Source organism: Dickeya aquatica, assembly GCF_900095885.1.
In the GTDB taxonomy this organism is placed as follows: Bacteria; Pseudomonadota; Gammaproteobacteria; order Enterobacterales; family Enterobacteriaceae; genus Dickeya; species Dickeya aquatica.
In genome coordinates, this window is the sequence record NZ_LT615367.1 from 388,351 (window position 1) to 414,676 (window position 26,326).

Sequence of the window (26,326 nt, forward strand, 5' to 3'; positions counted from 1 at the left end):
ACATTAGTGCTGTTTCAGTTTATCCTTATGTTTGTTTAACTGTCTTGCCAGCTTATCGATCAACAGATCGATAGCGGCATACATATCATCCGCTTCCGACGTTGCATGCAGCTCTCCACCATTGACATGTAAAGTGGCATCCGCAATGTGCAGGATCTTTTCCACTTTTAGTACCACATGCACCTGATTGATACGATCAAAGTATTGCTCAAGTTTGGCAAACTTTGCGGTGACAAACTCGCGCAGAGCATCGGTTATCTCAACGTGGTGTCCGGTAATGTTAAGCTGCATATCGTCTTCCTTCTCATGTAGGGGTCAAACCAGTTGTTTACGTTGGTTTGACGGCGGGATAGATAAAGACTCTCGATACTTGGCAACAGTACGGCGGGCAACAATGATCCCTTGTTCAGAAAGCATTGATGTCAGCTTACTGTCGCTCAGCGGTTTTACGGGGTTTTCCGCTGCAATCAGCTTCTTAACCAGTGCCCGAATGGCGGTGGATGAGGCTTCACCGCCACTGTCGGTATTCACATGACTGGAAAAGAAATACTTCAGCTCAAAAATACCGCGTGGGCTGTGCAAAAATTTCTGGGTCGTCACGCGGGAAATCGTCGATTCATGCATGTCAACGGCCTGAGCGATATCCGCCAGTACCATAGGGCGCATGAACTCTTCACCCTGCTCGAAGAACGCCTGTTGCTGTTCCACAATGCAACGGGTGACTTTAAGCAGGGTATCGTTACGGCTCTCCAGGCTTTTGATGAGCCAGCGAGCTTCTTGCAAATGACTGCGAATAAACTGGCCGTCGCTATCATTACGGGCGCTATTACCGAGCGCAGCGTACTGCTGATTGATTTGCAGCCGTGGCACGCTGTCAGTATTCAGCTCTACCGTCCATTGCCCCTGCGCTTTGCGCACCAACACATCAGGAATCACGTATTCCGACTCCCCGGTATTGATAGACTGCCCCGGGCGCGGGTCAAGCGATTGAATCAGTGCCAGCGCCTCTTTGAGTACCTCTTCTTTGAGCCGACTGGAGCGGATGAGCGATCGGAAATCGTGATTAGCCAGCAAATCGAGGTAATCGCTGACGATAAGTTTAGCTTCGGCAAGGCGTGGTGTGGCGCTGTTAAATTGCGACAGCTGTACCAGCAAACATTCGCGTAAATCTCGGGCGGCAACGCCAACCGGGTCGAAACGCTGTACACGCTTGAGTACCGCTTCCACTTCTTCCATCGTCACGTCGTCATCGCCGATGCTGTCACGGATATCTTCCAGCGACACCGTCAGATAACCGGTGTTATCCACCGCATCGACAATCGAGGTGGCGATAGCCGCATCGGTATCAGAAAACGGTGTCAGTTCCACTTGCCACATCAGGTAGTCTTGTAGCGTCTGGGTGGTTTCGCCCTGATAGACCGGCAGTTCATCATCGCGGTAATCGGTGCTGGTGCCAGACGGCGTGCCAGCAGTGTAGATTTCATCCCACGCCGCATCCAGCGGCAGCTCTTCTGGCATATCCTTCTGTTCCAGCGCTTCACGGGTGTCCAGGGCTTCGGTTTCGGTATTTTCGCGGGTTTCCACCTCGTCATGGATGTCAGCTTGTTCCAGCAATGGATTGCTTTCCAGCGCCTGTTGGATTTCCTGCTGGAGTTCAAGCGTGGACAGTTGCAGCAGCCTGATGGCCTGCTGTAGCTGCGGTGTCATTGCCAGTTGCTGGCTGAGCCTGAGTTGCAAACCTTGCTTCATAGCGTGCGCTAACTTCCTTTTGAACGATCAATCTAATAGAACCATCAACCTAACACATGACGTTATCAGAGTCGGAAGTCTTCGCCCAGATAGACGCGTTTAACCTGCTCATTTGCCAGTATATCCATCGGCGCGCCGTGGGCAATAAGCTGGCCCTGACTGACGATATAAGCGCGTTCACAAACATCGAGCGTTTCCCGGACATTATGGTCAGTAATCAATACCCCAAGCCCGCTGTCACGCAGATGCTCAATGATTTTTTTAATGTCGATAACCGAAATCGGGTCAACCCCGGCAAAGGGTTCATCAAGCAGGATGAATTTGGGGTTGGCGGCCAGCGCGCGGGCAATTTCCACCCGGCGTCGCTCACCGCCGGACAGCGATTGCCCAAGGCTGTCACGCAGATGGCTGATATGGAACTCTTCCATCAGCTCGTTGGCGCGATCTTGCTGCTGCTCGCGCGTCAGCTCTTTTCTGATTTCCAGCACCGACATCAGGTTATGGTAAACGCTAAGGCGGCGGAAAATGGACGCCTCCTGCGGCAGGTAGCCAATGCCACGGCGGGCGCGTTCGTGTAGCGGCAGCAGGCTAATGTCTTCATCGTCGATGACGATCCGGCCTTCGTCGCGCGGCACGATACCCACAACCATATAAAACGTGGTGGTTTTACCTGCACCATTTGGCCCCAGCAGACCGACGATCTCACCCGAATTGACATTCAGGCTGACGTTTTCCACCACTTTTCGGCCTTTATACGCTTTGGCCAGGTTTTCAGCGATTAATGTTGCCATGAATTAGCGCGCTACTGACGGTTGTTTGGTGGGCTTGGCGGCAGTATTGCCCGCCGCGGGTTTAGCACCGTTCTGGTTGCCTTTGTCCTGCAACTGGTTTGGTACCAGTACCGTGGTGACACGCTTGCCTTTATCACTAAAGGCTTCCATCTGCTGCTGTTGCACCAGATAGGTGATGCGATCGCCTTTGACGTTACTGTCCAGCTGTTCCAGATAGGCCTCACCGGTCAGAATGACCAGTTGCTTGTCCATCTCATAGCGTATTTTCTGTGAGTGGCCTTTGACCGGTTTACCGTTGTCCTGCATTTGATAGAAGGTGGCCGGGTTACCGAAGCCTTCAATAATTTCATGGCCTTGCTGACCATTGGGCCGCGTGATAACCACTTTGTCGGCCTGCGCTTTGATTGAGCCTTGCGTCACGATAACGTTGCCGGTAAATGTCACCACATTCCCCTGCATGTCCAGCGCCTGCTGATCGGAGGTAATGTTAATCGGTTGTTCGGTGTCCCCGGTTAATGCCAGTGCCGGAATACTGACAGCAAACAGTGAGCTGGCGAGAAGCGTGCTACGTAGCATATTAATTTTTAGGTTGAATTTCATAATAGGATTTTACCTTATCGATCAACTCAGCGGTTTTACTGCGCAGGTTCCCACGCATTTTCAACCCGTTAGAGGTAAAGTTGATGCCGTACAGGGTGACTTCGTCATCGGAGGCCACATCCTGCGTTATCAGATTTATCTGCGCGTTGTCCGTTTTGATGCGTTCTAGCTGCGAGTCGTTAGTCAGGCTGTTGACTTCCACATGACCATACAGATAAAGCATACGATCTTTGGTCAGTTTGGCGCGATCGGCACGGACAGACCAGGTCGCTACTGCCTGTTCATTAAACATGGTGGCCACCGGTTGGGTAAACCAGCTCACCTGTTCGACACTGTAGTGATCCGCTTTGTCGGCAATCAGTTTGTAACTCAGCTTTCCCGTTGGGTCATACACCACGGTGATGTTTTTCTGCATGGTGTAGGCCGGTTCATTATTTTGCCCGACGGCCTGGCTGCCCGCTTCGCGTGTATTGGTCAGGCTTAACCCGAGCAACACCAGCGCAATCAAGGCCAGTAACAGTGTCAGCCAGACTTTTGTTTTACTCATATCGACAGCCCTTTGGCGAACGCCAGCTTACCCTGCGCCAGCAGGATAAGATCGCAAATCTCTCTTACCGCACCGCGGCCACCGGCAATCCGGGTGACATAGTGTGCCTGGGGGCGCAGTAACGGGTGGGCGTCGGCGACGGCGACACTCAGCCCCACTTCAGCCATCACCGGCCAGTCAATCAGGTCATCACCAATATAGGCAACCTGATTGGCGGTGAGGGACAGTGTATCTAACAGCTCGCGGAAGGCCAAAAGCTTATCCGACTGCCCCTGATAAAGATGCTGAATCCCGAGAGTCTGGCAGCGATCGACTAACAACTGTGATGAACGGCCGGTAATGATTGCGACCTCGATATCCGAGGTGAGCAGGCAACGCAGGCCGTAACCGTCACGCACGTTGAATGCTTTCAGCTCTTCGCCCTGATTCCCCATATAAATCAGGCCATCGGAGAGAACGCCGTCAACATCACAAATTAGCAGGCGGATATCCCGGGCACGGAGCATCACCTCGGTATCGACAGGGCCGTAGCACGTCTCGGTTTGCGCACGGATTTCACTCATTTACACATATCCTTGATTTTTCAGTCTGTGGCAGCCTGTTTTTGCCGATTCATACCACGCCAGCACGCAGCATATCGTGCATGTGAACAATTCCCAACAGCCGATCATTTTCTGCCACCAGCAATGAGGTAATGTGGCGCGATTGCATCAGGTTGAGCGCATCGACAGCCAGCATCTGTGGCGTTACGCGAATGCCGCCGCGGGTCATCACATCAGCAATGCGGGCATTGTTCAAATTGATATTCATATCAAACACCCGGCGTAAGTCCCCATCGGTAAAAATACCTTCAATATGGTCGTTATGACGGCCTTCGCTGTCCGGGCCGCAAATCACCGTCATGCCGAGATTTTTACGGGTGATTTCCAGCAGCGCGTCGCGCAGCGAAGCGTCTTTGCTGACGCGAGGCACCTCGTCGTCACGGTGCATAATATCGTTGACGCGCAGGAGCAGCTTGCGGCCAAGTGCGCCACCGGGGTGCGAGAGTGCGAAATCTTCAGCGGTAAAGCCGCGCGCCTGCAACAGCGCAACGGCCAGGGCATCGCCCATCACCAGCGTGGCGGTTGTGCTGGAGGTGGGGGCCAGCCCTAATGGACAGGCCTCTTGCGGGACACTGATGCACAGATGAATATCCGCGGTTTTCGCCATAGTGCTTTCCGGGTTGCCGGTCATACAGATAAGACATATCTGTAAGCGCTTGAGCACTGGAATTAATGCCAGAATCTCATGAGCCTCACCCGAATTGGAAATGGCCAGTACGATGTCTTGCCGGGTTATCATACCCAGATCGCCGTGGCTGGCTTCGCCTGGATGCACAAAAAAAGCCGGTGTGCCGGTGCTGGCAAAGGTGGCCGCCATTTTACAACCGATGTGGCCTGACTTGCCCATGCCCATCACCACTACTTTGCCACGGCAGGCGAACATTTGCTCACAGGCACGGGAAAAGTTGTCATCAATGTATTGATCCAACTGAGCAAGGCTGTCGCGCTCGATAGATAACACCTGTCGGCCGGCGGCCTGAAAATCAAAACGATGTTGTTGATTGACACTATGTTGTTGATTGACGTGTGACATGTAAAACATCCTGCGTTGCCAGATGCTCTGGCTATGAGAACAAGAACAGCACCGAAAGGTACGCAATAAACGCACAGACGAGGAGTGCGCCTGCGCCCTGACCGATGCGCCGTTTCTGGCGAAGACAAAGAACGCTCAGCAGCACGCTCACTCCCAGCATGACCCAGTAATCGCGCGTAAACGCCAGCGGGTTCACCGCACCCGGAGACAACAGTGCGGGCACGCCCAGCACAATCCCGATATTAAAAATATTCGACCCAATCAGGTTGCCCAGCGCGATATCGTCTTCTTTTTTCAGCGTACCGACAATCGCTGTTGCCAGCTCTGGCAGGCTGGTGCCGACGGCCAGCACGGTTAGCCCGATAGTCAGCTCGCTGATATTAAAGTAATTCGCGATGACGGTTGCGTTATCTATCACAATACGTGCTGACATAGGCAGAATAATCAAACCGAGCAGCAACCATAACAGTGCAACCGTCGGATGATTTTCCCGCGGCAGTTCCGCCATTTGTTCGCGCGTGAGGCTGTCTTCCCCTTGTTGCTGGGCAAGACGTGCCATACGCAGCATCAACAGGATACAGCCCGTAGCAGCCAGCAACAGCAGGATGCCATCAAGACGACTGAGAAAATGGTCATGCAGCACCATGCCGCACAGCGCAAAAATCAGTAACATGGGCGGCAGTTCCTGACGTAACAGCGTGGAGTGTAATGTCAGGGGGCGAATCAATACCGCACTGCCGAGGATGAGCAAGATGTTGGCGATATTTGACCCCAGCACGTTGCCAACGGCCATATCGGTTTGATGGTTCAGCGCGGCGGTGGCCGACACCATCAATTCCGGTAGCGATGTCCCCATGCTGACAATCGTCATACCGATTATCATCGGTGGCACACCAAACGAGCGGGCCAGTACCGCTGCGCCATAGACCAGACGGTCAGCGCCATAAACCAGTAACACTAAACCAATGACTAACAGTACTGTTGCAAAAAGCATGCAGCGTCCTTTATTCAGGTATAATCACCGGTTTATTGGCGAACAAACCAGCCTTTTGGACGAATAATAAGCAAAAACCGCCATTTTCCCTCGTTGGCGCTAATTCTGACTGCGCAGGGCGAAAAAGTAAAACCAATGGCAACTTTGGTCACGACCGGTAGCGCAGATTCTGTAACAGTGAGCACCGGTTAATCACGGTGCTTGTCCGCATAATGGTGACTAACGATGAAAACAGGCGGCCGTCACTGGCGGTTGTAGAAGGAAAAAGACCATGAACCACGAAAATCTGATAGAAATTCGCGGCCTGAGTTTTCAGCGGGGCGACAGAGCAATTTTTTCGGATATTTCTCTCACCGTGCCTAAGCGGAAAATCACCGCCATCATGGGGCCTTCGGGTATCGGTAAGACCACACTGCTGCGGCTGATTGGTGGCCAGTTACAACCCGATAGCGGCGAGATTTGGTTTGATGGCGACAATATTCCCACGCTCTCCCGCTCGCGGCTGTATGAAGTCCGTAAAAAGATGAGCATGCTGTTTCAGTCCGGTGCGCTGTTTACCGACCTGAATGTGTTTGACAATGTGGCCTGGCCGCTGCGAGAGCACACGCAACTGCCAGAGCCGTTACTGTACAGTACCGTCATGATGAAGCTTGAAGCGGTGGGGTTGCGTGGTGCCGCACAGCTAATGCCCTCGGAGTTGTCCGGCGGTATGGCGCGGCGCGCGGCGCTGGCCCGTGCCATTGCGCTTGAGCCAGAACTGATCATGTTTGATGAGCCATTCGTCGGCCAGGACCCCATCACCATGGGGGTGTTGGTAAAACTGATAGCCGAGCTAAACCATGCGCTGGGCGTGACCTGTGTGGTGGTTTCCCATGATGTGCCCGAGGTGCTGAGTATTGCCGATTACGCCTATATCATTGCGGATAAACGGATTGTCGCCCAAGCCTCACCGGCTGAACTTCAGCACAATAGCGACCCGCGCGTCAGACAGTTTCTGGATGGTATCGCGGATGGGCCAGTGCCGTTCCGTTACCCGGCAGATGATTACCAACATGGCCTGTTAGGCCTGGGGAGTAACTGACTCATGCTAGTACAGGCATTAGCGTCTTTAGGGCGTAGCGGCATTCAGGTCTGTGCCACCTTTGGCCGTGCCGGATTGATGCTGTTTAATGCGCTTTTCGGTAAACCGGAGCCCGCCCGGCAATGGCCGCTGCTGCGTAAGCAGCTTTACAGCGTTGGCGTGCAATCGCTGTTAATCATCATCGTGTCCGGTGTGTTTATCGGTATGGTGTTAGGGTTGCAGGGGTATCTGGTGCTGACGACCTACAGTGCCGAAGCAAGCCTTGGCATGATGGTGGCGTTATCGCTGTTGCGTGAGCTGGGGCCGGTTGTGACGGCGTTATTGTTTGCCGGGCGCGCAGGTTCGGCACTGACGGCAGAAATCGGGCTGATGAAAGCAACCGAGCAGCTATCCAGCATGGAAATGATGGCGGTAGACCCGCTGCGCCGCGTGGTTGCGCCGCGATTCTGGGCTGGTGTTATCTCTATGCCATTGCTGACGGTGATTTTTGTTGCCGTGGGTATTTGGGGCGGGGCGTTGGTGGGCGTGGACTGGAAAGGCATTGACAGCGGTTTTTTCTGGTCAGCTATGCAAAGCGCGGTGGAGTGGCAGAAAGATTTACTTAACTGCGTTATCAAGAGCCTGGTATTTGCGATAACCGTCACCTGGATTGCGCTGTTTAACGGTTATGACGCCATTCCGACGTCAGAAGGCATTAGCCGTGCGACGACCCGCACTGTGGTGCATTCATCGCTGGCGGTACTGGGATTGGATTTTGTGCTCACAGCACTGATGTTTGGGAAATAAGTCGATGCAAACAAAGAAACATGAAATATGGGTTGGCGTGTTTATGCTGATAGCGCTGTTCTCCATTGTCTTTTTATGTCTGAAAGTCGCTGACCTGAAATCGCTCGGGCAGCAGCAGACTTACCGTTTGTACGCGACATTCGACAATATCGGCGGGCTCAAGGCGCGCTCACCGGTAAAAATTGGCGGGGTAGTGATTGGCCGGGTGGCGGCGATTTCGCTCGATACCAAAACCTATTTACCGCGTGTGGCAATGGACATTGACCAACGCTACAACCACATTCCCGATACCAGCTCTCTGGCAGTGCGAACGTCAGGTTTATTGGGTGAGCAGTATCTGGCGTTAAATATCGGTTTTGAAGATGCCGACATGGGAACCTCCATTTTGCAAGATGGCGGGTCTATTCAGGATACCAAGTCCGCCATGGTGCTTGAGGACCTTATCGGGCAATTCCTATATAAGAGCGGCGGCAACAATACTGACAATGCCGGTCAGAATAACGCGAATCAAAACAACAGTAGTCAAAACAATGGTAGTCAAAACAACGGTAGTCAGCACACCGATGCCGTCGCCAGGCCCGACTCCAGTGGCAAACCCGTGACGCAACAGCCTTGAGAGGACACAGCATGTTAAAACGTTTATTGATGGTGGCGCTGTTGGTCATCGCGCCGTTGGTTAATGCCGCCGATCAGACGAACCCCTATAGCCTGATGCGTGATGCAGCACAGAAAACATTTGACCGCCTGAAGAACGAGCAGGCACGCATCAAGCAAGATCCTAACACCTTGCGTGCTATTGTGCGTGAAGAGTTATTGCCCTATGTGCAGGTAAGATACGCCGGGGCATTGGTGCTGGGGCAGTATTATAAAGACGCGACGCCAGACCAGCGTGATACCTATTTCAAGGCTTTTGAATCCTATCTGGAACAAGCCTACGGTCAGGCACTGGCGTCTTATCACGGCCAGTCTTATGAGATTGCCCCTGAGCAGCCGCTGGGTAATGCAGATATTGTCTCCATTCGTGTGACTATCATTGATAACGGTGGCCGTCCGCCGATTCGTCTGGATTTTCAGTGGCGTAAGAATAGCAAGACCGGCTACTGGCAAGCTTACGACATGATTGCCGAAGGGGTGAGCATGATCACCACTAAACAAAATGAGTGGGCGTCAACACTGCGTCAGAAAGGCGTTGATGGTTTAACTCAGCAGTTACAGGCCGCGGCGCAACAGCCTATCTCGCTGGGTCAGCCCAATGGCTGATGCACTTCGCTGGCGGCAGCAGAATAATACGCTGAGTCTTGAGGGAACGCTTGATAGGCATACGCTGCTGCCATTGTGGCAACAGCGCACGGCCTTGCTCAAGGATTGCCATTCACTGGATGTTAGCGGTGTTGAGCATGTGGACTCAGCCGGGCTGGCACTGCTGGTGCATGTTTACCATCAGCAGACACAGCAGGGAGCCACATTGGCGATTACCGGCGTCAGTGACCGGCTGCGCACGCTGGTGCAATTGTATAATCTGGGCGAAATCATCCCCATCCAATTGGCAGAGTAAAAAGTGGCGTCTGCTATCTTAATTCCCCTTGTCGCTGTTGTGACCGGGGGATTTCTTTTGTTTAAGATGGCGACGGATTCATCTAAGATACCACCCTGTTTATCATCCCCTGACGTAGAATCGAAAACATGGAAAACAACGAAATTAAAGCGGTGCTGATGCAATCGTTAGCATTAGAGGAAGTGCATGTTTCCGGCGACGGAAGCCACTTTCAGGTTATTGTGGTCGGTGACGTGTTCCAGGGTATGAGCCGCGTGAAGCAACAGCAGGCGGTTTATGCGCCGCTGATGGAGTATATCGCGGATAACCGCATTCATGCGTTGTCTATCAAGGCTTACACCCCGCAAGAGTGGCAGCGTGACCGCAAACTAAGCGGTTTCTAAATCAGCGGCGTTCCCGCCGTGCTATTGAGTCTGAATATTGAGAAATCGTCACTATGGATAAATTTCGTGTGCAGGGGCCAACCCGGCTCGCTGGTGAAGTCACTATTTCCGGCGCGAAAAACGCCGCCCTGCCTATCCTGTTCGCTGCCCTGCTGGCTGAAGAGCCGGTAGAAATCCAGAATGTCCCTAAATTGCGTGATATCGACACCACCATGAAACTGCTGAGTCAGTTGGGGGTTCGGGTTGAGCGCAATGGTTCTGTACACATCGATGCCAGTGCGGTGAATGTGTTCTGTGCGCCGTATGAGCTGGTGAAAACCATGCGCGCGTCTATTTGGGCGCTGGGGCCGCTGGTGGCCCGCTTCGGCCAGGGACAGGTCTCATTACCTGGCGGTTGTGCCATTGGTGCGCGCCCGGTGGATTTGCACATCAATGGACTTGAGCAACTGGGTGCTCACATCACGCTGGAAGAGGGATACGTCAAGGCTTCGGTCGATGGTCGCCTGAAAGGTGCCCACATCGTGATGGATAAAGTCAGCGTTGGTGCAACGGTCACTATCATGAGTGCCGCCACGCTTGCTACCGGCAGAACCATTATCGAAAACGCGGCCCGAGAGCCGGAGATTGTCGATACCGCGAATTTCCTCAATACCCTGGGGGCTAAAATTAGCGGTGCCGGTAGTGACAAGATTGTCATTGACGGCGTTGAGCGTTTGGGAGGCGGTGTCTATCGCGTATTGCCGGACAGGATTGAAACCGGCACCTTTCTGGTGGCCGCGGCTGTTTCAGGTGGCAAGGTGCTGTGTCGCAATACCCGGCCTGATACGCTGGATGCGGTGCTGGCTAAATTGCGTGAAGCGGGAGCCGACATCGAGCTTGGCGAAGACTGGATAAGCCTGGATATGCATGGCCGTCGTCCGAAGGCGGTGACTGTCAGAACGGCACCGCATCCGGGTTTTCCAACCGATATGCAGGCACAATTCAGCTTGCTGAATCTGGTGGCAGAAGGGACAGGCGTTATCACCGAAACCATCTTTGAAAACCGCTTCATGCATATTCCTGAATTAATTCGTATGGGGGCGCAGGCGGAAATCGAAAGCAACACGGTTATCTGTCACGGCGTCGGGCATTTATCTGGCGCGCAGGTCATGGCGACGGATTTACGCGCTTCTGCCAGCCTGGTACTGGCCGGGTGTATCGCTGAAGGCACAACGCTGGTTGACCGTATTTATCACATCGATCGCGGTTATGAGCGTATTGAAGATAAATTGCGGGCGCTGGGAGCCAACATTGAGCGCGTGAGCGCAAACGACTGACAATAATTGCCGGGTGGCTTGCGCCACCCGGTATCAGACAGTAATGGCTTTTCCCGATTAATCGCTCGGGTATTCCTGAATCGTCATATTCAGGCGAATTTCCTGATTATCACGAAACACCACGACCGGTATCACCGAGCCTGGGCGAATCTCAGCTACCTGATCCATCGTTTCAATCACTGAACGAGCCGGTTTGTTATTCACGTCCAGCAGCAAATCACCTTCTTTAATCCCTGCTTTATCGGCTGGCCCGCCGGACTCTACGTGGCTAACCAAAATCCCTTGCAGGCGCTCCAGCCCGGAGATTTGATTCCCCAGTTTTTCCCGCTGTGCGCCTCTGATGCCGATATAACCACGAATAACCCGGCCGTCCTGAATCAGCTTATTCATGATCTTGGTGGCCAGTGCGACAGGAATGGCAAACCCGATGCCTTCCGGTGTGCCGCCATCGTTACTTTTATCAAACGACAGGGTATTGATTCCCACCAGCTCGCCAATGGTGTTGACCAGCGCGCCCCCTGAGTTGCCCCGGTTGATGGAGGCATCCGTTTGCAGAAAGTTCTGGCGGCCCGAAGAGCTTAACCCGACACGCCCGGTGGCGCTGATAATCCCCTGCGTGACCGTCTGCCCCAGGTTATAGGGGTTGCCGATAGCCATGACCACATCACCGACATGGAACACACGCTTGGGGTTAATGGGGATTTCCGGCAGATTAGGGCCTTCTATTTTGAGCACGGCCAGGTCTGTCAGGGTATCAGAGCCGACCAGCAATGCTTCAAATATCCGGCCATCCTGTAGTGTCACCACGATTTGTGCAGCATTATTGATAACGTGCTTGTTGGTGAGAATATAGCCTTTCTGATTCATGATAACACCGGAACCCAGGGTGCGAATATTCAGCTCGTTTTTGTCTGTCAGATCGTTCGCGTTAGCCTTGTTGTACACGTTTACCACGGCAGGGGCTGCACGGCGTACACCCTGATAGTAACTGACGGGTGTCTCCAGATTGCTGTCACTGCTGGCTTTGAATAAGCCCTGGCTGGAGCGTAGTGAAGGGAGTATCAATAGCAGAATACCGGCCACCAGCACACCGAGCAGCGCCGAACGTAACAGTTTGGTTAGCATGATCGTTTTAGGGGTCAAAGAAGGTTGAATCGCAGAATATCAGAGAAGGGTGGACACCGCATCGCGCGGTGTCCACTTTTTAATGACTTAACGTAATAACAGATAGATGCTCTCGTCACCACGGACGACATTGAGCGCTAATACCGAGGGTTTGGCTTCCAGGAGTTTGCGCAACTGGGTGATGTTTTCCACGCGCTCGCGGTTCACTCCGACAATGATGTCACCTTTTTGCAGACCAATTTTGGCCGCAGCACTGTCTTTGGTGACATTATCAATTGCGACACCTTTGCTGCCGTCTTTTAGCTGACCGTTATTGAGCGTGGCACCTTGCAACGCCGGAGACAGGCTATCTGCATTGGTGGTGACATTACTGCTGTTGTCCAGCACCACCGCGACTTCCTGCTGTTTACCGTCACGCAACAGGCCTATCCGCACTGTTTTACCTGGAGCTGTGGTTCCTATCTTGGCGCGCAATTCGGCAAAACTGTTGATAGATTTACCGTCCAGTGAAATCAGCACATCACCGGCTTTGATACCGGCTTTTGCCGCGGCAGATTTAGGGATGACTTCACTGACAAACGCGCCACGCTGTGCATCAACTTTGAATGCCTTGGCGATTTCAGAGGTCATTTCGCTGCCTTTGATACCTAACAGGCCGCGTTTCACTTCACCGAACTCTACCAGTTGCTGTGTCAGGTTTTGCGCCATGTTGCTGGGAATGGCAAAACCGATACCGACATTACCCCCGCTAGGTGCCAGGATCGCGGTATTGATACCGATAAGCTCACCGCGCAAGTTAACCAGTGCGCCGCCGGAGTTCCCCCGGTTGATAGACGCATCGGTCTGGATAAAGTTTTCCAGCCCTTCCAGGTTCAAACCACTGCGACCGAGTGCGGAAATAATCCCTGATGTTGCGGTCTGACCAAGGCCGAACGGGTTGCCGACGGCAACCGCGAAGTCACCTACGCGAAGCTGGTCAGAGTCCGCCATCTTGATTTCAGTCAGGTTTTTCGCATCAGTCAGTTGCAACAACGCGATGTCAGTCTGCTCGTCTCGGCCAATCAGCTTGGCGTCGTACTCGCGGCCGTCATTCAATTGCACCTGAATTTTATCGGCGTTATTGACCACATGGTTGTTGGTCAGTACATAGCCTTTTTCAGCATTGATAATGACGCCCGAACCTAAGCCTTCAAACGGGCGGCTGTTCTGCTTTTCTGACGGTGTATTGGGGCCAAAAAAGAATTTGAACTCTTCAGGAATGCGCTGGCGCTGCACCTGTGTGCCTTCGACGTGTACGCTCACTACCGCAGGCAACACTTTCTCCAGCATCGGTGCCAGGCTTGGCAGTGCCTGCCCTTCTACCACAGCAGGCAACGCGGCATTGGCCGGGGCAGCGAAGACAACGACAATCCTATACCGAGTGCCAGTGCGCTATATAACAACGATGTTTTTTTCATTGCTTGTTAACTCTCTCACGACCTGCCTAAGAATAAAACGATGATATATAAACTCAAACTTGTGTTGAAGAGTCAGACCGAGCGCAATGTGTAAAGTTCACTGATATTTCGTCAGCAGACTGTAACCGCCCGCAACAGCGTCTGTCTGGCAGACACCACCTTGCGGGTCAGGCGGTTGTATCGCCGCAAGGTGGCTAGATATCAATGGCGGTTATTTACTGGTGGTTCTTGTCGCACGCAGCAGGCCGGAAGCACCATCGGAGTAGTCGCGTGGCGGCATATCAACCGGTGCCTGATCGTTATCCGATTCGGCTTCCGTTAAACGGTAGCGGAACGGATTATCCTGCATGGGGACGTCAGGCAGCAGGCTGTTAGAGCTTTTCGCCATATGCTGATAGAGCTGACGATAGTCGCGAGCCATTTTATCCAGCAACTCTGCACTGCTGGCAAAGTGGCTGACCAACTCCTGACGGTATTCTTCCAGTTCGGTTTTTTTCTTCTCCAGTTCGTTCTGCAAGGCCTGTTGCTGGCGTAGTTTGCGGTTGCCGAACCGCATGGCGACAGCCCCAATAATGATACCGATAGCAAATCCAATCAGCGCAGACTCCCAGGTCATAAAACGACTCCTATTTTGACTTCGTTGTCCCGTAGGGTTTTTTCACTTAATAATAGCCACTATAACCGCTAACCTCGCCAGAGTGGAATCTTCGTATCGGGTATGACCAGATGGGCAGAGCGGTGTAAAGCGGTATCACTCACGATCGCGGGCTGAACCTGCGCCAACGCGCGATAAAATACAACGAAATTTTTCTCAGGGATTTTGGTGCTATGCAGAGAACAACCCCCTTGGCGCTTTATCAGCAGGCTTTAGCGGCGCAAACCTACCAGCCAGATGAAGTACAACATCAAACGGTAATGCGGTTGAGTACGCTGCATCAGGCGTTGGTGGAACATGTGTGGGCGCGACCAGAAACACCCACCGGCTTGCTGCCAACATGGCGTAGCTGGTTTCGGCAAAAAGAAACAACACCCGCACCGGTGCAAGGGCTATACATGTGGGGCGGCGTGGGCCGGGGTAAAACCTGGCTGATGGACTTGTTTTTTCAAAGCCTGCCTTCTGAGCGTAAACTTCGGCTACATTTTCACCGCTTTATGCTGCGCGTGCATGAAGAGCTCAACCAGTTGCAGGGGCAGGAAAATCCGCTGGAGAAAGTCGCCGATGGTTTCAAGGCACAGACGGATATTCTGTGTTTCGATGAGTTTTTTGTCTCGGATATTACCGATGCGATGCTCTTGGCCGAGTTGTTGCGTGCATTGTTCTCACGCGGTATTGCTCTGGTAGCGACCTCGAATATTCCACCGGATGAGCTGTACCGCAATGGCTTACAGCGCGCTCGCTTTCTGCCTGCAATTGCATTGATAAAGCAACACTGTGATGTGCTCAATGTGGATGCGGGGATTGATTACCGGCTGCGGACGCTGACGCAAGCCCACCTCTATCTCACCCCGATAAGTGCGCAAACCGATGAGGAACTGCGCGTGATGTTCAGCCGCCTTTGCGGGCGAGAGGCCGGTGAGCCGGGGCCGATACTGGAAATCAATCATCGTCCGCTGACGACACGCTATGCCGCAGATGGGGTACTGGCGGTGGATTTCTCGACCTTGTGTGTTGATGCGCGCAGCCAGAATGACTATATCGTGCTCTCCCGGCTTTATCATACGGTGTTGCTGCACCATGTGCCGGTGATGCACGCTCAGGATGAAAATGCGGCGCGCCGTTTTCTGGCGCTGGTGGATGAGTTTTACGAACGTCGGGTCAAACTGGTGATATCAGCACAAGCGGCCCTGTTTGAGATTTATCAGGGTGAGCGCCTGAAATTTGAATATCAGCGCTGTTTGTCGCGGTTGCAGGAGATGCAAAGCCAGGAATATCTGAGCGAGCCGCATTTGCCATAAAAAATCATCGGCCACCTGATGAAATGCTCAGCTGGCATGCGTCGAAATCCATCGCACAGGCAGCGTTGATATTTGTGTCGTTTAACAGAGAAAAAAGTCGACCTTTGACATCGACTTCTCTATAATCCTGCGACCCCACGTTACAACAAAGTTTTTTTCCCGAAACTTTAATCGCGCTGGCAATAGCTATTCGAAGGGGTAGGTTTGCTGGACTAGATAGCCGTGTGAACCTCAACACTATTTATTGAAGCGTTTGTGTGTTCACCAACGTGTAACTTAAATTGGGTAAGCTTTTAATGAAAACTTTTACAGCTAAACCAGAAACCGTAAAACGCGACTGGTACGTTGTTGACGCGAGCGGCAAAACTCTTGGCCGTCTGGCTACTGAACTGGCTCGTCGTCTGCGCGGCAAGCACAAAGCGGAATACACTCCGCACGTTGATACCGGTGATTACATCATCGTTCTGAACGCAGAAAAAGTTGCTGTAACCGGCAACAAACGTTCTGACAAAATGTATTACCATCACACCGGCCACATCGGTGGTATCAAAGAAGCGACCTTTGAAGAGATGATTGCCCGCCGTCCTGAGCGTGTAATTGAAATCGCGGTTAAAGGCATGCTGCCGAAGGGCCCGCTGGGTCGTGCTATGTACCGTAAACTGAAAGTTTACGCGGGTAACGAGCACAATCACGCGGCACAGCAACCGCAAGTTCTGGACATTTAATCGGGATTACAGGCAATGGCTGAAAATCAATACTACGGCACTGGTCGCCGCAAAAGCTCCGCCGCTCGCGTATTTATCAAACCGGGCAGTGGCAACATCGTTATCAACCAGCGTACGCTGGAACAGTACTTCGGTCGTGAAACGGCTCGTATGGTCGTTCGTCAGCCGCTGGAACTGGTCGACATGGTCGGCAAACTGGACTTGTACATCACCGTTAAAGGTGGTGGTATTTCTGGTCAGGCCGGTGCCATCCGTCACGGTATCACTCGTGCTCTGATGGAATACGACGAGTCTCTGCGTTCTGAACTGCGTAAAGCGGGCTTTGTTACCCGTGATGCTCGTCAGGTTGAACGTAAGAAAGTCGGTCTGCGCAAAGCACGTCGCCGTCCGCAGTACTCCAAGCGTTAATTTCTGGCTGCCTGGCAGCGAAATCAATGCAGAAAAAACCGGTGCCTGTCACCGGTTTTTTTTTACCCACATTTCAGCATGAAAAAATGCGCTGTTATTACAGTGAGTTATTCATGAAAGTGTGCTTATCCCCCACAAAACAAACAGAATCTGGTACACTATCTGCCGGTTTTGTGCCTGCTTGCCAGCGAACGATTTCAACAGAACGACAGATGTCGTCCGGTTTCCTTAACACAGGGAACCCAACGCGGCAGGGCCTGCAGGATCATATGATCGGTTATTCGCCGTATTTTTTCGATAACTTGGAGGTTTTCATGGCTGTCGCTGCCAACAAACGTTCGGTGATGACGCTGTTTTCCGGTCCGTCCGACATCTTTAGCCATCAGGTCCGCATCGTGCTGGCCGAAAAAGGGGTGAGTGTCGAGATTGAACAGGTAGACATGGATAATCTGCCGCAGGATCTTATTGACCTCAACCCTTACGGTTCTGTTCCTACACTGGTTGATCGTGAGCTCACGCTGTATGAATCTCGCATCATTATGGAGTACCTGGATGAGCGTTTTCCTCATCCCCCGCTGATGCCGGTTTATCCGGTAGCGCGTGGCAACAGCCGCCTGATGATGCACCGCATTGAGCAGGACTGGTATTCGCTGATGAAAACCATCGATCGTGGTAATGCGCAAGAGGCGGAAGCCGCGCGTAAGCAATTGCGTGAAGAGTTGCTGGCCATCGCCCCGGTTTTCAATGAAGCACCCTATTTCATGAGTGAAGAGTTCAGCCTGGTGGATTGCTATCTCGCTCCACTGTTGTGGCGTTTACCGCTGCTGGGCATTGAACTGAGTGGTTCAGGTGCCAAAGAGCTGAAAGCGTATATGACGCGGGTGTTTGAACGTGATGCTTTCCTCGCTTCTCTGACTGAGGCCGAGCGGGAAATTCGGTTACAAGCCAGAGGGTAATGACATGACGTTGTCTCAGCTCTCTGCGCGCCGTCCCTATTTATTGCGCGCATTTTATGACTGGCTGCTGGATAACCAACTGACGCCTCATCTGGTGGTTGATGTCACGGTTCCCGGTGTGCAGGTGCCAATGGAGTTTGCCCGTGATGGTCAGATAGTGCTGAACATTGCGCCGCGAGCGGTGGGTAACCTGGAACTGGCTGACGACTGCGTTCGTTTTAATGCACGTTTCGGCGGTGTTCCCCGTCAGGTATTTGTACCAATGGCTTCCGTCATGGCGATTTATGCCAGAGAGAATGGTGCTGGCACCATGTTCGAGCCAGAGCCTGCTTATGAAGCGGTTGATGAGTTTGCTACTCAGGAACAAAGTGAAGAGGATGCAAAACCGGCGCTGATGTCAGTGGTGGACAATGTATCATCCGCAGACACGCAGCAAGAGCAGCCTGATAACGAACCTCCTTCGCCGCCGAGAGGTGGCAGGCCATCGCTACGTGTTGTTAAATAACGTTGTTAAATAGCGTGATTCAATAATCCGGATCAGAAAAGGCACATACCCGTGCCTTTTTTTATGCGCTGGTGTTATGGCAGCCCCGGTTTTTCCTGACCTGCGTGGTCAATAAAAAAGGCAAGGCCGTTACTGGCCTTGCCTTTAGCGTTAAACCGCGGGGTCGCGGGTTTAGACTTCCAGATAGTTCATGATGCCGTCAGCGGCTTTACGCCCTTCTGCAATCGCTGTGACCACCAGATCGGAGCCGCGCACGGCGTCACCACCGGCGAAAATTTTCGGGTTTGATGTCTGGAACGCGCTATCGCTTTGTTCCGGCGCGACGATGCGCCCTTGTGCATCAAGCTCGACGCCATGCTCTGCCAGCCAGGTCATCTGGTGTGGGCGGAAACCAAACGCCATGATAACGGCATCCGCTTCCAGCACATGCTCGGAGCCGGCAACCGGCTGCGGGCGGCGACGACCATTGGCATCCGGTGCGCCCAGCTCCGTTCTGACCATGCGCACGCCGCACACTTTTCCAGAGCCATTGATTTCAATACTCAACGGTTGCAGGTTAAAGCGGAATTCCACACCCTCTTCGCGCGCATTTTTTACTTCGCGCTTCGAGCCCGGCATGTTCTCTTCATCGCGGCGGTAAGCACAGGTGACATGGGTCGCGCCCTGGCGAATCGATGTGCGTACACAGTCCATTGCGGTGTCGCCGCCACCCAGCACCACGACGCGTTTGCCTTGCATGGAGGTGTAGGGTTCCTGCTCACTGTTGGCAAATCCCATCAGGTGCTTGGTGTTGCCAATCAGGAACGGCAGCGCGTCATACACGCCGCTGGCATCTTCGTTTTCCAGCCCGCCGCGCATTGACTGATAAGTACCGACGCCGAGGAATACCGCATCGTATTGCGCCAGCAGGTCGCTTAATGGCACATCTTTGCCCACCTCGGTATTAAGACGAAACTCAATACCCATATCGGTGAAGATTTCGCGCCGCTTGGTCATCACCTCTTTTTCCAGCTTGAAAGCCGGAATACCGAAGGTCAGCAACCCGCCGATTTCAGGGTGGCGGTCATACACCACGGCTTTGACGCCACTACGAGTCAGCACATCGGCACACGCAAGGCCCGCCGGGCCTGCACCGATAATCGCCACACGTTTACCGGTTGGCTGCACCGAGGACATATCCGGCCGCCAGCCCATTTCAATGGCTTTATCGTTGATGTAGCGTTCGATATTGCCGATGGTGACAGCACCGAATTCGTCGTTCAGGGTGCAGGAGCCTTCGCATAAGCGATCTTGTGGGCAAACGCGACCACACACTTCCGGCAGGCTGTTGGTCTGGTGAGACAGTTCAGCCGCTTCGATAATGCGGCCTTCGTTCGCCAGTTTCAGCCAGTTCGGAATGTAGTTATGAACCGGGCATTTCCATTCACAGTAAGGGTTGCCGCAAGCCAGGCAGCGATCTGCCTGGGCTTTGGACTGGCTTTCCGAGAACGGTTCGTAAATTTCGACAAACTCGATTTTACGGATTTTCAGCGGTTTCTTGGGCGGATCAACGCGCTGTAAGTCGATAAACTGATAAACATTCTGACTCATGATGACCTCTTACTGCGCCTGAACCCGCAGCTCCGCTGCGGAACGACTACGATGACCCAACAACGCTTTCACATCACTTGATTTCGGCTTCACCAGCGCGAACCGCGAGGCCCATACCGGCCAGTTAGCGAGAATTTCTTCACCGCGTTGTGAGCCGGTGTGCTGGACATGCTCGGTAATCAATCCACGCAGGTGCTCTTCGTGGATAGCCAGATTCTCGACATCCAGCACTTCCACCAGTTCAGGGTTGACACGCTTGCGGAATTCGCCGTCGTCATCCAGCACGTAGGCAAAGCCCCCGGTCATACCGGCACCAAAGTTCACGCCGGTGCGACCCAGAATACAGACGATACCGCCGGTCATGTATTCACAGCCGTTATCGCCGATGCCTTCCACCACGGTAATCGCCCCGGAGTTACGCACCGCGAAACGCTCGCCAGCACGGCCTGCGGCGAACAACTTGCCGCCGGTGGCCCCATACAGGCAGGTGTTACCGATGATGCTGGCCTCATGGCTGCGGAAAGCTGACCCGACCGGTGGGCGCACCGAAATGACGCCGCCTGCCATGCCTTTACCCACGTAGTCGTTGGCATCCCCGGTGAGGGATAACTCAACGCCACCGGCATTCCACACGCCGAAGCTCTGGCCTGCCGTACCGGTAAAGTAGGCTTTGATAGGATCGCTCGCCAGGCCCTGATCGCCGTGTTTCGCCGCGATAGCACCAGAGAGCGTCGCGCCGACAGAACGGTCGGTGTTACGGATGTCAAAATAGAGCGCCTTGCTTTGTCTGGCGTCAACGTGTGCCTGAGCCTGCTCGACCAGCGCGGCATTGAGCAGCCCTTTGTCGAACGGCGGGTTGCTTTCTGTGCAATACAGCGCTTTACCCGGCTGTGGAGCCACGGTGTGCAGCAGCGGTGACAAATCCAGTTTGTTTTGTTTGGCGGTAATGCCATCAAGCTCGACCAGCAGATCGGTGCGGCCAATCAGGTCAACCAGACGCGGCACGCCCAGCTCTGCCATCAGCTCACGGGTTTCGCGGGCGATGAAGGTGAAATAGTTCACCACACGCTCCGGCAGGCCGTGATAGTGATCGCGACGCAGCTTGTCGTCCTGAGTCGCGACACCGGTGGCACAGTTGTTCAGGTGGCAAATACGCAGGTATTTACAGCCCAGCGCCACCATTGGCCCTGTACCAAAGCCGAAGCTTTCGGCACCCAGAATCGCGGCTTTCACGATATCCGTACCGGTTTTCAGGCCGCCGTCAACTTGCAGACGAATTTTGTGACGCAGGCCGTTGGCCACCAACGCTTGCTGCGTTTCGACCAGGCCAAGCTCCCACGGGCAACCGGCGTATTTCACCGACGTCAGCGGGCTGGCACCGGTACCGCCGTCATAACCGGCGATAGTAATCAGGTCGGCATAGGCTTTTGCTACACCGGTAGCGATAGTCCCGACACCCGGCTCAGACACCAGTTTGACGGAGATCATCGCTTTCGGGTTGACCTGTTTCAGGTCGAAAATCAGCTGCGCCAAATCTTCTATCGAATAGATATCATGGTGCGGCGGGGGTGAAATCAGGGTAACACCCGGCACGGAATAACGCAGACGTGCGATATACGGGGTAACTTTGTCACCCGGCAACTGGCCGCCTTCACCCGGTTTCGCCCCTTGTGCCACCTTAATTTGAATCACATCGGCGTTGATGAGATAGGCCGGTGTCACACCGAAGCGGCCAGAAGCGACCTGCTTGATGCGCGAGACTTTATTGGTGCCGTAACGTGCCGGGTCTTCACCGCCTTCGCCGGAGTTGGAGTAACCGCCGATGCTGTTCATGGCTTGCGCCAGCGATTCATGTGCTTCCGGGCTCAATGCCCCAATTGACATCGCGGCAGTGTCAAAACGCTTGAACAGTTCGTTTTCAGCCTCAACCTGATCAAGGGCAATGGCAGCGCCGTCCTTCGGCTTTATTGCCAGCAAGTCGCGCAGCATCGAAGCCGGGCGCTCATTGACCAGTTTGGCGTACTGCTGGTAGTCGCTGTACTCACCGCTTTGTACCGCGGTTTGCAGCGTTTTTACCACATCCGGGTTATAAGCATGGTACTCGCCGCCGTAGACGAACTTGAGCAGACCGCCTTGATCGAGTTTATGGCGTTTGAGCCATGCCCGTTTGGCCAGATTTTGCAGGTCTTGTTCGAAATCGCTGAAGTTAGCGCCGCTGATACGACTGACAACGCCCTGGAAGCAGCGCGAAGAGACATCCTGATGCAGGCCGACCGCTTCAAACAGTTTTGAACAGCGATAAGAGGCGATGGTAGAAATCCCCATCTTCGACATTATTTTGTACAGGCCTTTATTGATGCCGTTGCGATAGTTCTGCATCACGAGGCGATACGGTTTTTCGATGGTGTGGCTATCCACCATCCGCGCCAGCGTTTCATAAGCCAGGTACGGGTAGACGGCGGTTGCACCAAAGCCCAGCAACACCGCGAAGTGGTGCGGGTCACGCGCGCTGGCGGTTTCAACGATGATGTTGGCATCGCAACGCAGGCTCTTTTCGACCAGGCGAGCCTGAATCGCCCCGACGGCCATCGGTGCCGGTACGGGCAGGCGGTCTTGTGCAATACCACGGTCGGTCAGCACCAGCAATACGGCACCGGCACGGACTTTGTACTCGGCTTCGTCACACAGTTTCTCGATGGTTTTTTGCAGCGAGTGTTGCTGTGGGTCGAAAGTGATGTCGATTTTTTCCGCGCGATAGTGCTCGGGATCCTGATTGATCAACTGAATGAAATCGGAGTAGAGCAGGATCGGTGACTTAAAGCTCAGGCGGTGTGCCTGGCCTTCGGCTTCGCAAAACACGTTCATTTCACGGCCGATACAGGTCGCCAGTGACATCACATGTGCTTCACGCAGCGGGTCGATAGGCGGGTTCGTCACCTGTGCGAACTGCTGGCGGAAATAGTCATAAATAATGCGCGGGCGGCTCGACAACACGGCAAATGGCGTGTCGTCACCCATTGAGCCGGTCGCTTCCTGGCCATTTTCACCCAGCACACGCAGTATCTGATCCAGTTCTTCGAAACTGTAGCCAAATTGCTTTTGATAGGTTTCCAGCAGGCCATCGTCGAATTCACGGCTACCCACCTGATCATCCGGCAACTCCTCGAACGGCACCAGACGCTTAACGTTTTTCTCCATCCACTCTTTGTAGGGGTGGCGGCTTTTCAGGTCGTCATCGGTTTCGGTGGAGTGCAGTATGCGGCCGGTGCGGGTGTCGATAACCATCAGCTCGCCGGGGCCGACACGGCCTTTCTCTACCACTTCATCAGGCTGGTAATCCCAGATACCCACTTCGGAGGCACAGGTAATCAGCTTGTCTTTGGTGATGACATAACGCGCCGGGCGCAGGCCGTTGCGGTCAAGGTTACAGGCGGCGTAGCGACCATCGGACAACACCAGACCGGCCGGGCCATCCCACGGCTCCATGTGCATGGAGTTGAAGTCGAAGAAGGCACGCAGTTCCGGGTCCATGTTCGGGTTGTTCTGCCAGGCTGGCGGCACCAGCAGGCGCATGGCACGTACGATATCCATTACCCCGGCCAGGAACAGTTCCAGCATGTTGTCCAGCGACATGGAGTCTGAACCGCTCTCATCGACGAACGGTGCGGCATCCAGCAAATCGGGAATCAGCGGGGTCTTGAATTTGTAGGCACGAGCGCGAGCCCACTGGCGGTTGCCGGTAATGGTGTTGATTTCACCGTTGTGCGCCAGATAGCGGAACGGCTGCGCCAGCCGCCAGCGCGGTACGGTATTGGTTGAAAAGCGTTGATGGAACAGACAGATAGCCGATTCCAGACGCAGATCCGCCAAATCCAGATAAAACCGCGGCAGGTCAGCGGGCATGCACAGACCTTTGTAGATATTCACCAGATTGGAGAGACTACATATATAGAAATCTTTATCCTGCACACGCTTTTCAATGCGGCGACGTGCCATAAACAGGCGGCGTTCCATATCGCGCGGACGCCAGCCTGCTGGCGCATTGACAAAAATCTGTTCGATGCGGGGCAGTGAAGAAAGCGCTATCTCACCTAATACGTCCGGGTTGGTCGGCACTTCACGCCAGCCCAATACCGACAGGGTTTCATTTTGCAGTTCTTCTTCTACAATCTGGCGGGTTGCGCGGGCTTTCTCTTCATCTTCGCTGAGAAAAAGCATGCCTACCGCATAATTATTAGCCAGCCGCCAGCCATGCTCCTGGGCGACCAGGCGGAAGAAGCGGTCAGGTTTTTGCAGCAGCAGGCCACAGCCGTCACCCGTTTTGCCATCAGCAAGGATCGCACCACGGTGCTGCATACGCGCCAGGGCGTGGATCGCCGTGCGCACAACCTTATGGCTCGGTTCACCTTCTATATGGGCGATCAATCCGAAACCACAGTTGTCTCTTTCATGGGATGCATCGTACAACATATCTCAGTGAACCTCCCCAGGCTCTTGTAGGACTTCACTCATCACTCAAAACACCACCGTGGGCGGGTATTTTTACCGCGCACTAACCGGGAGCGACTTTCTCACTGCACCATAATCGATGGCATCAGTGGTATGCGCCGCTCTCTTTGTCTTGCCTCTTGTAAGGTCTCACAAGTGGTGTGACTTGCTTGATGAGGGAGTCTTCTTCTTACTGCATAAATATGACGAGACGTTGGCTCGTCAGGAAAGCTTCCAGCGGATTCCCAAATTAACGACAAACCCGGTTCAGGTCAAATCTCCCGCCTGACAGAGCACTTTAGGGATAATATTTGCTTATGTTTATGAAATAAAAGAGATTTTTTAATAAAAATAAGACGTTGGCGAGAGAAGTTGATACCATAAATTGTGAGCGCTATCACTATGCAATTAGCGAGTTTTTATCTATGCATGCTATACAAGACTGACTTTATGGCATGTTATTCTGCTTGTTGTGGTTTTTTTGCTGTATGACACTGTTTTTTATTTGATGCTCATCTTTTAATGGAATGCGCATTACGGATAAGAAAAATTAATCAGCATTGCTATGATTTTATTTTCAATAAAAACGAATAAACATGCAATTGTGTAAACCGGAGTGGATTGATCGCGGTCATCGCCGTTTTCAGGCACAGAAGGTAGGCTGATTTTTTGTGAAATGAAGAATCAGAATATGCAATTGCAAAAATTAATCAATATGTTTGGTGGTGATCTTCAACGCCGCTATGGTGAAAAGATTCACAAACTGACCTTACACGGCGGATTTAGCTGCCCAAACCGTGATGGCACGCTGGGGCGAGGCGGCTGTACGTTTTGCAATGTCGCCTCGTTTGCCGATGAACAGATGCAGCAACAAAGCATTGCCGACCAACTGGCGGCACAAGCCGGAAAAGTTAATCGCGCAAGCCGTTATCTGGCTTATTTTCAGGCCTATACCAGCACCTATGCCGAGGTGCAGGTGCTGGACTCCATGTATCGTCAGGCGTTGTCCGAGGCTGATATGGTTGGCTTGTGCGTTGGCACCCGGCCCGATTGTGTGCCCGATTCAGTGTTGGATTTGCTGGCTGCATACCATGAGCAAGGTTATGAGGTTTGGCTGGAGCTTGGGCTGCAAAGCGCACACGATCGCACACTGCGTCGTATTAATCGCGGACATGATTTCACCTGCTATCAGCACACCGTAAAGCGCGCCCGTGACAGAGGGCTGAAAGTCTGTACCCACTTGATTGTCGGGCTGCCGGGGGAAACCGCTACGGATTGCCTGGAGACGCTACGACAGGTGGTGGCCGTGGGGGTTGAGGGAATAAAACTGCATCCGCTGCACATTGTGACGGGGAGCGTCATGGCTAAAGCCTGGCAGGCGGGGCGTTTATCGGCATTGACGCTCGAGCAGTATGTGGCCGTTGCCGGAGAGATGATTCGCCATACGCCACCGGATGTGGTCTATCACCGTATTTCTGCCAGTGCCCGTCGGCCAACCTTGCTGGCACCGTTATGGTGTGAAAATCGCTGGACCGGCATGGTTGGCGTTCATGATTATCTCCTGCAACGGGGTGAGCAGGGTTCCGCTCTGGGGCAACCGTTTCATTACACGCCTATTTAACCTTGAGTACCGCTCGCAAATTGACCGCACATTTACCGCCGGCATGATTTTTTTACGG

Annotated in this window: 25 protein-coding genes and 1 pseudogene; 13 read left to right on the plus strand and 13 right to left on the minus strand. The window is 53.4% G+C overall.

Annotated elements, in window-relative coordinates; all coding sequences use genetic code 11:
- Positions 1-3: 3 nt before the first annotated feature.
- From hpf to DAQ1742_RS01795, 8 genes are all read right to left on the minus strand, one after another.
- Positions 4-291, minus strand: a complete 288-nt coding sequence (gene hpf / locus DAQ1742_RS01760) for a ribosome hibernation promoting factor (RefSeq protein WP_035339431.1) — start codon at positions 289-291, stop codon at positions 4-6.
- A 24-nt stretch (positions 292-315) separates the two neighbouring features.
- A complete protein-coding gene (gene rpoN / locus DAQ1742_RS01765) occupies positions 316-1,749 on the minus strand; it encodes an RNA polymerase factor sigma-54 (protein WP_035339433.1) in 1,434 nt (477 codons plus the stop codon).
- Between the two features lie 65 nt (positions 1,750-1,814).
- Positions 1,815-2,540 carry an LPS export ABC transporter ATP-binding protein gene (gene lptB, locus DAQ1742_RS01770; RefSeq protein WP_035339435.1) on the minus strand — a complete coding sequence of 242 codons (726 nt, stop codon included), beginning with the start codon at positions 2,538-2,540 and terminating at the stop codon, positions 1,815-1,817.
- A 3-nt stretch (positions 2,541-2,543) separates the two neighbouring features.
- The gene (lptA, locus tag DAQ1742_RS01775; protein WP_035339437.1) at positions 2,544-3,140 is read right to left on the minus strand and encodes a lipopolysaccharide ABC transporter substrate-binding protein LptA; all 597 of its coding nucleotides are present in this window, start codon (positions 3,138-3,140) and stop codon (positions 2,544-2,546) included.
- The gene (lptC, locus tag DAQ1742_RS01780; protein WP_035339439.1) at positions 3,118-3,687 is read right to left on the minus strand and encodes an LPS export ABC transporter periplasmic protein LptC; all 570 of its coding nucleotides are present in this window, start codon (positions 3,685-3,687) and stop codon (positions 3,118-3,120) included. The genes lptA and lptC overlap by 23 nt, the downstream gene beginning before the upstream one ends.
- Positions 3,684-4,250: a 3-deoxy-manno-octulosonate-8-phosphatase KdsC gene (gene kdsC, locus DAQ1742_RS01785; protein ID WP_035339441.1), complete on the minus strand. Its 567-nt coding sequence runs from the start codon at positions 4,248-4,250 to the stop codon at positions 3,684-3,686. Before kdsC ends, lptC begins: the two co-directional genes overlap by 4 nt.
- Before the next feature lie 49 nt (positions 4,251-4,299).
- Entirely contained in the window at positions 4,300-5,322 is a 1,023-nt protein-coding gene (kdsD, locus tag DAQ1742_RS01790; RefSeq protein WP_035339443.1) for an arabinose-5-phosphate isomerase KdsD, read from the minus strand.
- Positions 5,323-5,353: 31 nt separating this feature from the next.
- On the minus strand, positions 5,354-6,316 hold the full coding sequence (locus DAQ1742_RS01795; RefSeq protein WP_035339445.1) for a calcium/sodium antiporter: 963 nt from the start codon (positions 6,314-6,316) through the stop codon (positions 5,354-5,356).
- Between the two features lie 271 nt (positions 6,317-6,587).
- Between DAQ1742_RS01795 and mlaF the strand changes: the two genes are divergently transcribed.
- The 7 genes from mlaF to murA all read left to right on the plus strand — a co-directional run bounded on the left by mlaF (position 6,588) and on the right by murA (position 11,437).
- Complete coding sequence (mlaF, locus tag DAQ1742_RS01800; RefSeq protein ID WP_035339447.1) at positions 6,588-7,397, plus strand: phospholipid ABC transporter ATP-binding protein MlaF; 810 nt, start codon at positions 6,588-6,590, stop codon at positions 7,395-7,397.
- Between the two features lie 3 nt (positions 7,398-7,400).
- Complete coding sequence (mlaE, locus tag DAQ1742_RS01805; protein ID WP_035339449.1) at positions 7,401-8,183, plus strand: lipid asymmetry maintenance ABC transporter permease subunit MlaE; 783 nt, start codon at positions 7,401-7,403, stop codon at positions 8,181-8,183.
- A 4-nt stretch (positions 8,184-8,187) separates the two neighbouring features.
- Positions 8,188-8,799, plus strand: a complete 612-nt coding sequence (mlaD, locus tag DAQ1742_RS01810; RefSeq protein ID WP_035339451.1) for an outer membrane lipid asymmetry maintenance protein MlaD — start codon at positions 8,188-8,190, stop codon at positions 8,797-8,799.
- Between the two features lie 11 nt (positions 8,800-8,810).
- The gene (gene mlaC / locus DAQ1742_RS01815; RefSeq protein WP_035339452.1) at positions 8,811-9,443 is read left to right on the plus strand and encodes a phospholipid-binding protein MlaC; all 633 of its coding nucleotides are present in this window, start codon (positions 8,811-8,813) and stop codon (positions 9,441-9,443) included.
- Complete coding sequence (gene mlaB, locus DAQ1742_RS01820; RefSeq protein ID WP_035339453.1) at positions 9,436-9,738, plus strand: lipid asymmetry maintenance protein MlaB; 303 nt, start codon at positions 9,436-9,438, stop codon at positions 9,736-9,738. The genes mlaC and mlaB overlap by 8 nt, the downstream gene beginning before the upstream one ends.
- Positions 9,739-9,866: 128 nt before the next feature.
- Entirely contained in the window at positions 9,867-10,121 is a 255-nt protein-coding gene (gene ibaG, locus DAQ1742_RS01825) for a BolA family iron metabolism protein IbaG (protein WP_035339454.1), read from the plus strand.
- A gap of 53 nt (positions 10,122-10,174) precedes the next feature.
- Complete coding sequence (gene murA / locus DAQ1742_RS01830; RefSeq protein WP_035339455.1) at positions 10,175-11,437, plus strand: UDP-N-acetylglucosamine 1-carboxyvinyltransferase; 1,263 nt, start codon at positions 10,175-10,177, stop codon at positions 11,435-11,437.
- A gap of 57 nt (positions 11,438-11,494) precedes the next feature.
- Here the strand turns inward: murA and degS are convergent, their stop codons facing one another.
- From degS to zapG, 3 genes and pseudogenes are all read right to left on the minus strand, one after another.
- Positions 11,495-12,562, minus strand: a complete 1,068-nt coding sequence (degS, locus tag DAQ1742_RS01835) for an outer membrane-stress sensor serine endopeptidase DegS (RefSeq protein ID WP_035339456.1) — start codon at positions 12,560-12,562, stop codon at positions 11,495-11,497.
- 87 nt (positions 12,563-12,649) lie between these two features.
- Positions 12,650-14,019: pseudogene (gene degQ / locus DAQ1742_RS01840) on the minus strand (serine endoprotease DegQ).
- A 211-nt stretch (positions 14,020-14,230) separates the two neighbouring features.
- Positions 14,231-14,635, minus strand: a complete 405-nt coding sequence (zapG, locus tag DAQ1742_RS01845; protein ID WP_035339458.1) for a Z-ring associated protein ZapG — start codon at positions 14,633-14,635, stop codon at positions 14,231-14,233.
- A gap of 212 nt (positions 14,636-14,847) precedes the next feature.
- Here zapG and zapE point away from each other — a divergent pair, with 212 nt between their 5' ends.
- From zapE to sspB, 5 genes are all read left to right on the plus strand, one after another.
- Positions 14,848-15,975: a cell division protein ZapE gene (zapE, locus tag DAQ1742_RS01850; RefSeq protein ID WP_035339459.1), complete on the plus strand. Its 1,128-nt coding sequence runs from the start codon at positions 14,848-14,850 to the stop codon at positions 15,973-15,975.
- Positions 15,976-16,271: 296 nt separating this feature from the next.
- Complete coding sequence (gene rplM, locus DAQ1742_RS01855) at positions 16,272-16,700, plus strand: 50S ribosomal protein L13 (protein ID WP_012883052.1); 429 nt, start codon at positions 16,272-16,274, stop codon at positions 16,698-16,700.
- Positions 16,701-16,715: 15 nt separating this feature from the next.
- The gene (rpsI, locus tag DAQ1742_RS01860) at positions 16,716-17,108 is read left to right on the plus strand and encodes a 30S ribosomal protein S9 (protein ID WP_012883053.1); all 393 of its coding nucleotides are present in this window, start codon (positions 16,716-16,718) and stop codon (positions 17,106-17,108) included.
- A gap of 314 nt (positions 17,109-17,422) precedes the next feature.
- Positions 17,423-18,064, plus strand: a complete 642-nt coding sequence (gene sspA, locus DAQ1742_RS01865) for a stringent starvation protein SspA (RefSeq protein WP_035345666.1) — start codon at positions 17,423-17,425, stop codon at positions 18,062-18,064.
- Between the two features lie 4 nt (positions 18,065-18,068).
- Complete coding sequence (gene sspB / locus DAQ1742_RS01870; RefSeq protein ID WP_035339460.1) at positions 18,069-18,569, plus strand: ClpXP protease specificity-enhancing factor; 501 nt, start codon at positions 18,069-18,071, stop codon at positions 18,567-18,569.
- A 171-nt stretch (positions 18,570-18,740) separates the two neighbouring features.
- Here the strand turns inward: sspB and DAQ1742_RS01875 are convergent, their stop codons facing one another.
- Together DAQ1742_RS01875 and gltB are read right to left on the minus strand one after the other, a co-directional pair.
- On the minus strand, positions 18,741-20,159 hold the full coding sequence (locus tag DAQ1742_RS01875) for a glutamate synthase small subunit (RefSeq protein WP_035339461.1): 1,419 nt from the start codon (positions 20,157-20,159) through the stop codon (positions 18,741-18,743).
- Between the two features lie 9 nt (positions 20,160-20,168).
- On the minus strand, positions 20,169-24,629 hold the full coding sequence (gltB, locus tag DAQ1742_RS01880) for a glutamate synthase large subunit (protein WP_180706216.1): 4,461 nt from the start codon (positions 24,627-24,629) through the stop codon (positions 20,169-20,171).
- A gap of 709 nt (positions 24,630-25,338) precedes the next feature.
- Here gltB and DAQ1742_RS01885 point away from each other — a divergent pair.
- Positions 25,339-26,268, plus strand: coding sequence for a TIGR01212 family radical SAM protein (locus DAQ1742_RS01885; RefSeq protein ID WP_035339463.1), 930 nt, complete (start codon positions 25,339-25,341; stop codon positions 26,266-26,268).
- Positions 26,269-26,326: the final 58 nt, after the last annotated feature.

Coding starts and splice junctions, on each gene's coding strand:
- hpf (WP_035339431.1), bottom strand. CDS start 291: ATGCAGCTTAACATTACCGGACACCACGTTGAGATAACCGATGCTCTG.
- rpoN (WP_035339433.1), bottom strand. CDS start 1,749: ATGAAGCAAGGTTTGCAACTCAGGCTCAGCCAGCAACTGGCAATGACA.
- lptB (WP_035339435.1), bottom strand. CDS start 2,540: ATGGCAACATTAATCGCTGAAAACCTGGCCAAAGCGTATAAAGGCCGA.
- lptA (WP_035339437.1), bottom strand. CDS start 3,140: ATGAAATTCAACCTAAAAATTAATATGCTACGTAGCACGCTTCTCGCC.
- lptC (WP_035339439.1), bottom strand. CDS start 3,687: ATGAGTAAAACAAAAGTCTGGCTGACACTGTTACTGGCCTTGATTGCG.
- kdsC (WP_035339441.1), bottom strand. CDS start 4,250: ATGAGTGAAATCCGTGCGCAAACCGAGACGTGCTACGGCCCTGTCGAT.
- kdsD (WP_035339443.1), bottom strand. CDS start 5,322: ATGTCACACGTCAATCAACAACATAGTGTCAATCAACAACATCGTTTT.
- DAQ1742_RS01795 (WP_035339445.1), bottom strand. CDS start 6,316: ATGCTTTTTGCAACAGTACTGTTAGTCATTGGTTTAGTGTTACTGGTT.
- mlaF (WP_035339447.1), top strand. CDS start 6,588: ATGAACCACGAAAATCTGATAGAAATTCGCGGCCTGAGTTTTCAGCGG.
- mlaE (WP_035339449.1), top strand. CDS start 7,401: ATGCTAGTACAGGCATTAGCGTCTTTAGGGCGTAGCGGCATTCAGGTC.
- mlaD (WP_035339451.1), top strand. CDS start 8,188: ATGCAAACAAAGAAACATGAAATATGGGTTGGCGTGTTTATGCTGATA.
- mlaC (WP_035339452.1), top strand. CDS start 8,811: ATGTTAAAACGTTTATTGATGGTGGCGCTGTTGGTCATCGCGCCGTTG.
- mlaB (WP_035339453.1), top strand. CDS start 9,436: ATGGCTGATGCACTTCGCTGGCGGCAGCAGAATAATACGCTGAGTCTT.
- ibaG (WP_035339454.1), top strand. CDS start 9,867: ATGGAAAACAACGAAATTAAAGCGGTGCTGATGCAATCGTTAGCATTA.
- murA (WP_035339455.1), top strand. CDS start 10,175: ATGGATAAATTTCGTGTGCAGGGGCCAACCCGGCTCGCTGGTGAAGTC.
- degS (WP_035339456.1), bottom strand. CDS start 12,562: ATGCTAACCAAACTGTTACGTTCGGCGCTGCTCGGTGTGCTGGTGGCC.
- zapG (WP_035339458.1), bottom strand. CDS start 14,635: ATGACCTGGGAGTCTGCGCTGATTGGATTTGCTATCGGTATCATTATT.
- zapE (WP_035339459.1), top strand. CDS start 14,848: ATGCAGAGAACAACCCCCTTGGCGCTTTATCAGCAGGCTTTAGCGGCG.
- rplM (WP_012883052.1), top strand. CDS start 16,272: ATGAAAACTTTTACAGCTAAACCAGAAACCGTAAAACGCGACTGGTAC.
- rpsI (WP_012883053.1), top strand. CDS start 16,716: ATGGCTGAAAATCAATACTACGGCACTGGTCGCCGCAAAAGCTCCGCC.
- sspA (WP_035345666.1), top strand. CDS start 17,423: ATGGCTGTCGCTGCCAACAAACGTTCGGTGATGACGCTGTTTTCCGGT.
- sspB (WP_035339460.1), top strand. CDS start 18,069: ATGACGTTGTCTCAGCTCTCTGCGCGCCGTCCCTATTTATTGCGCGCA.
- DAQ1742_RS01875 (WP_035339461.1), bottom strand. CDS start 20,159: ATGAGTCAGAATGTTTATCAGTTTATCGACTTACAGCGCGTTGATCCG.
- gltB (WP_180706216.1), bottom strand. CDS start 24,629: ATGTTGTACGATGCATCCCATGAAAGAGACAACTGTGGTTTCGGATTG.
- DAQ1742_RS01885 (WP_035339463.1), top strand. CDS start 25,339: ATGCAATTGCAAAAATTAATCAATATGTTTGGTGGTGATCTTCAACGC.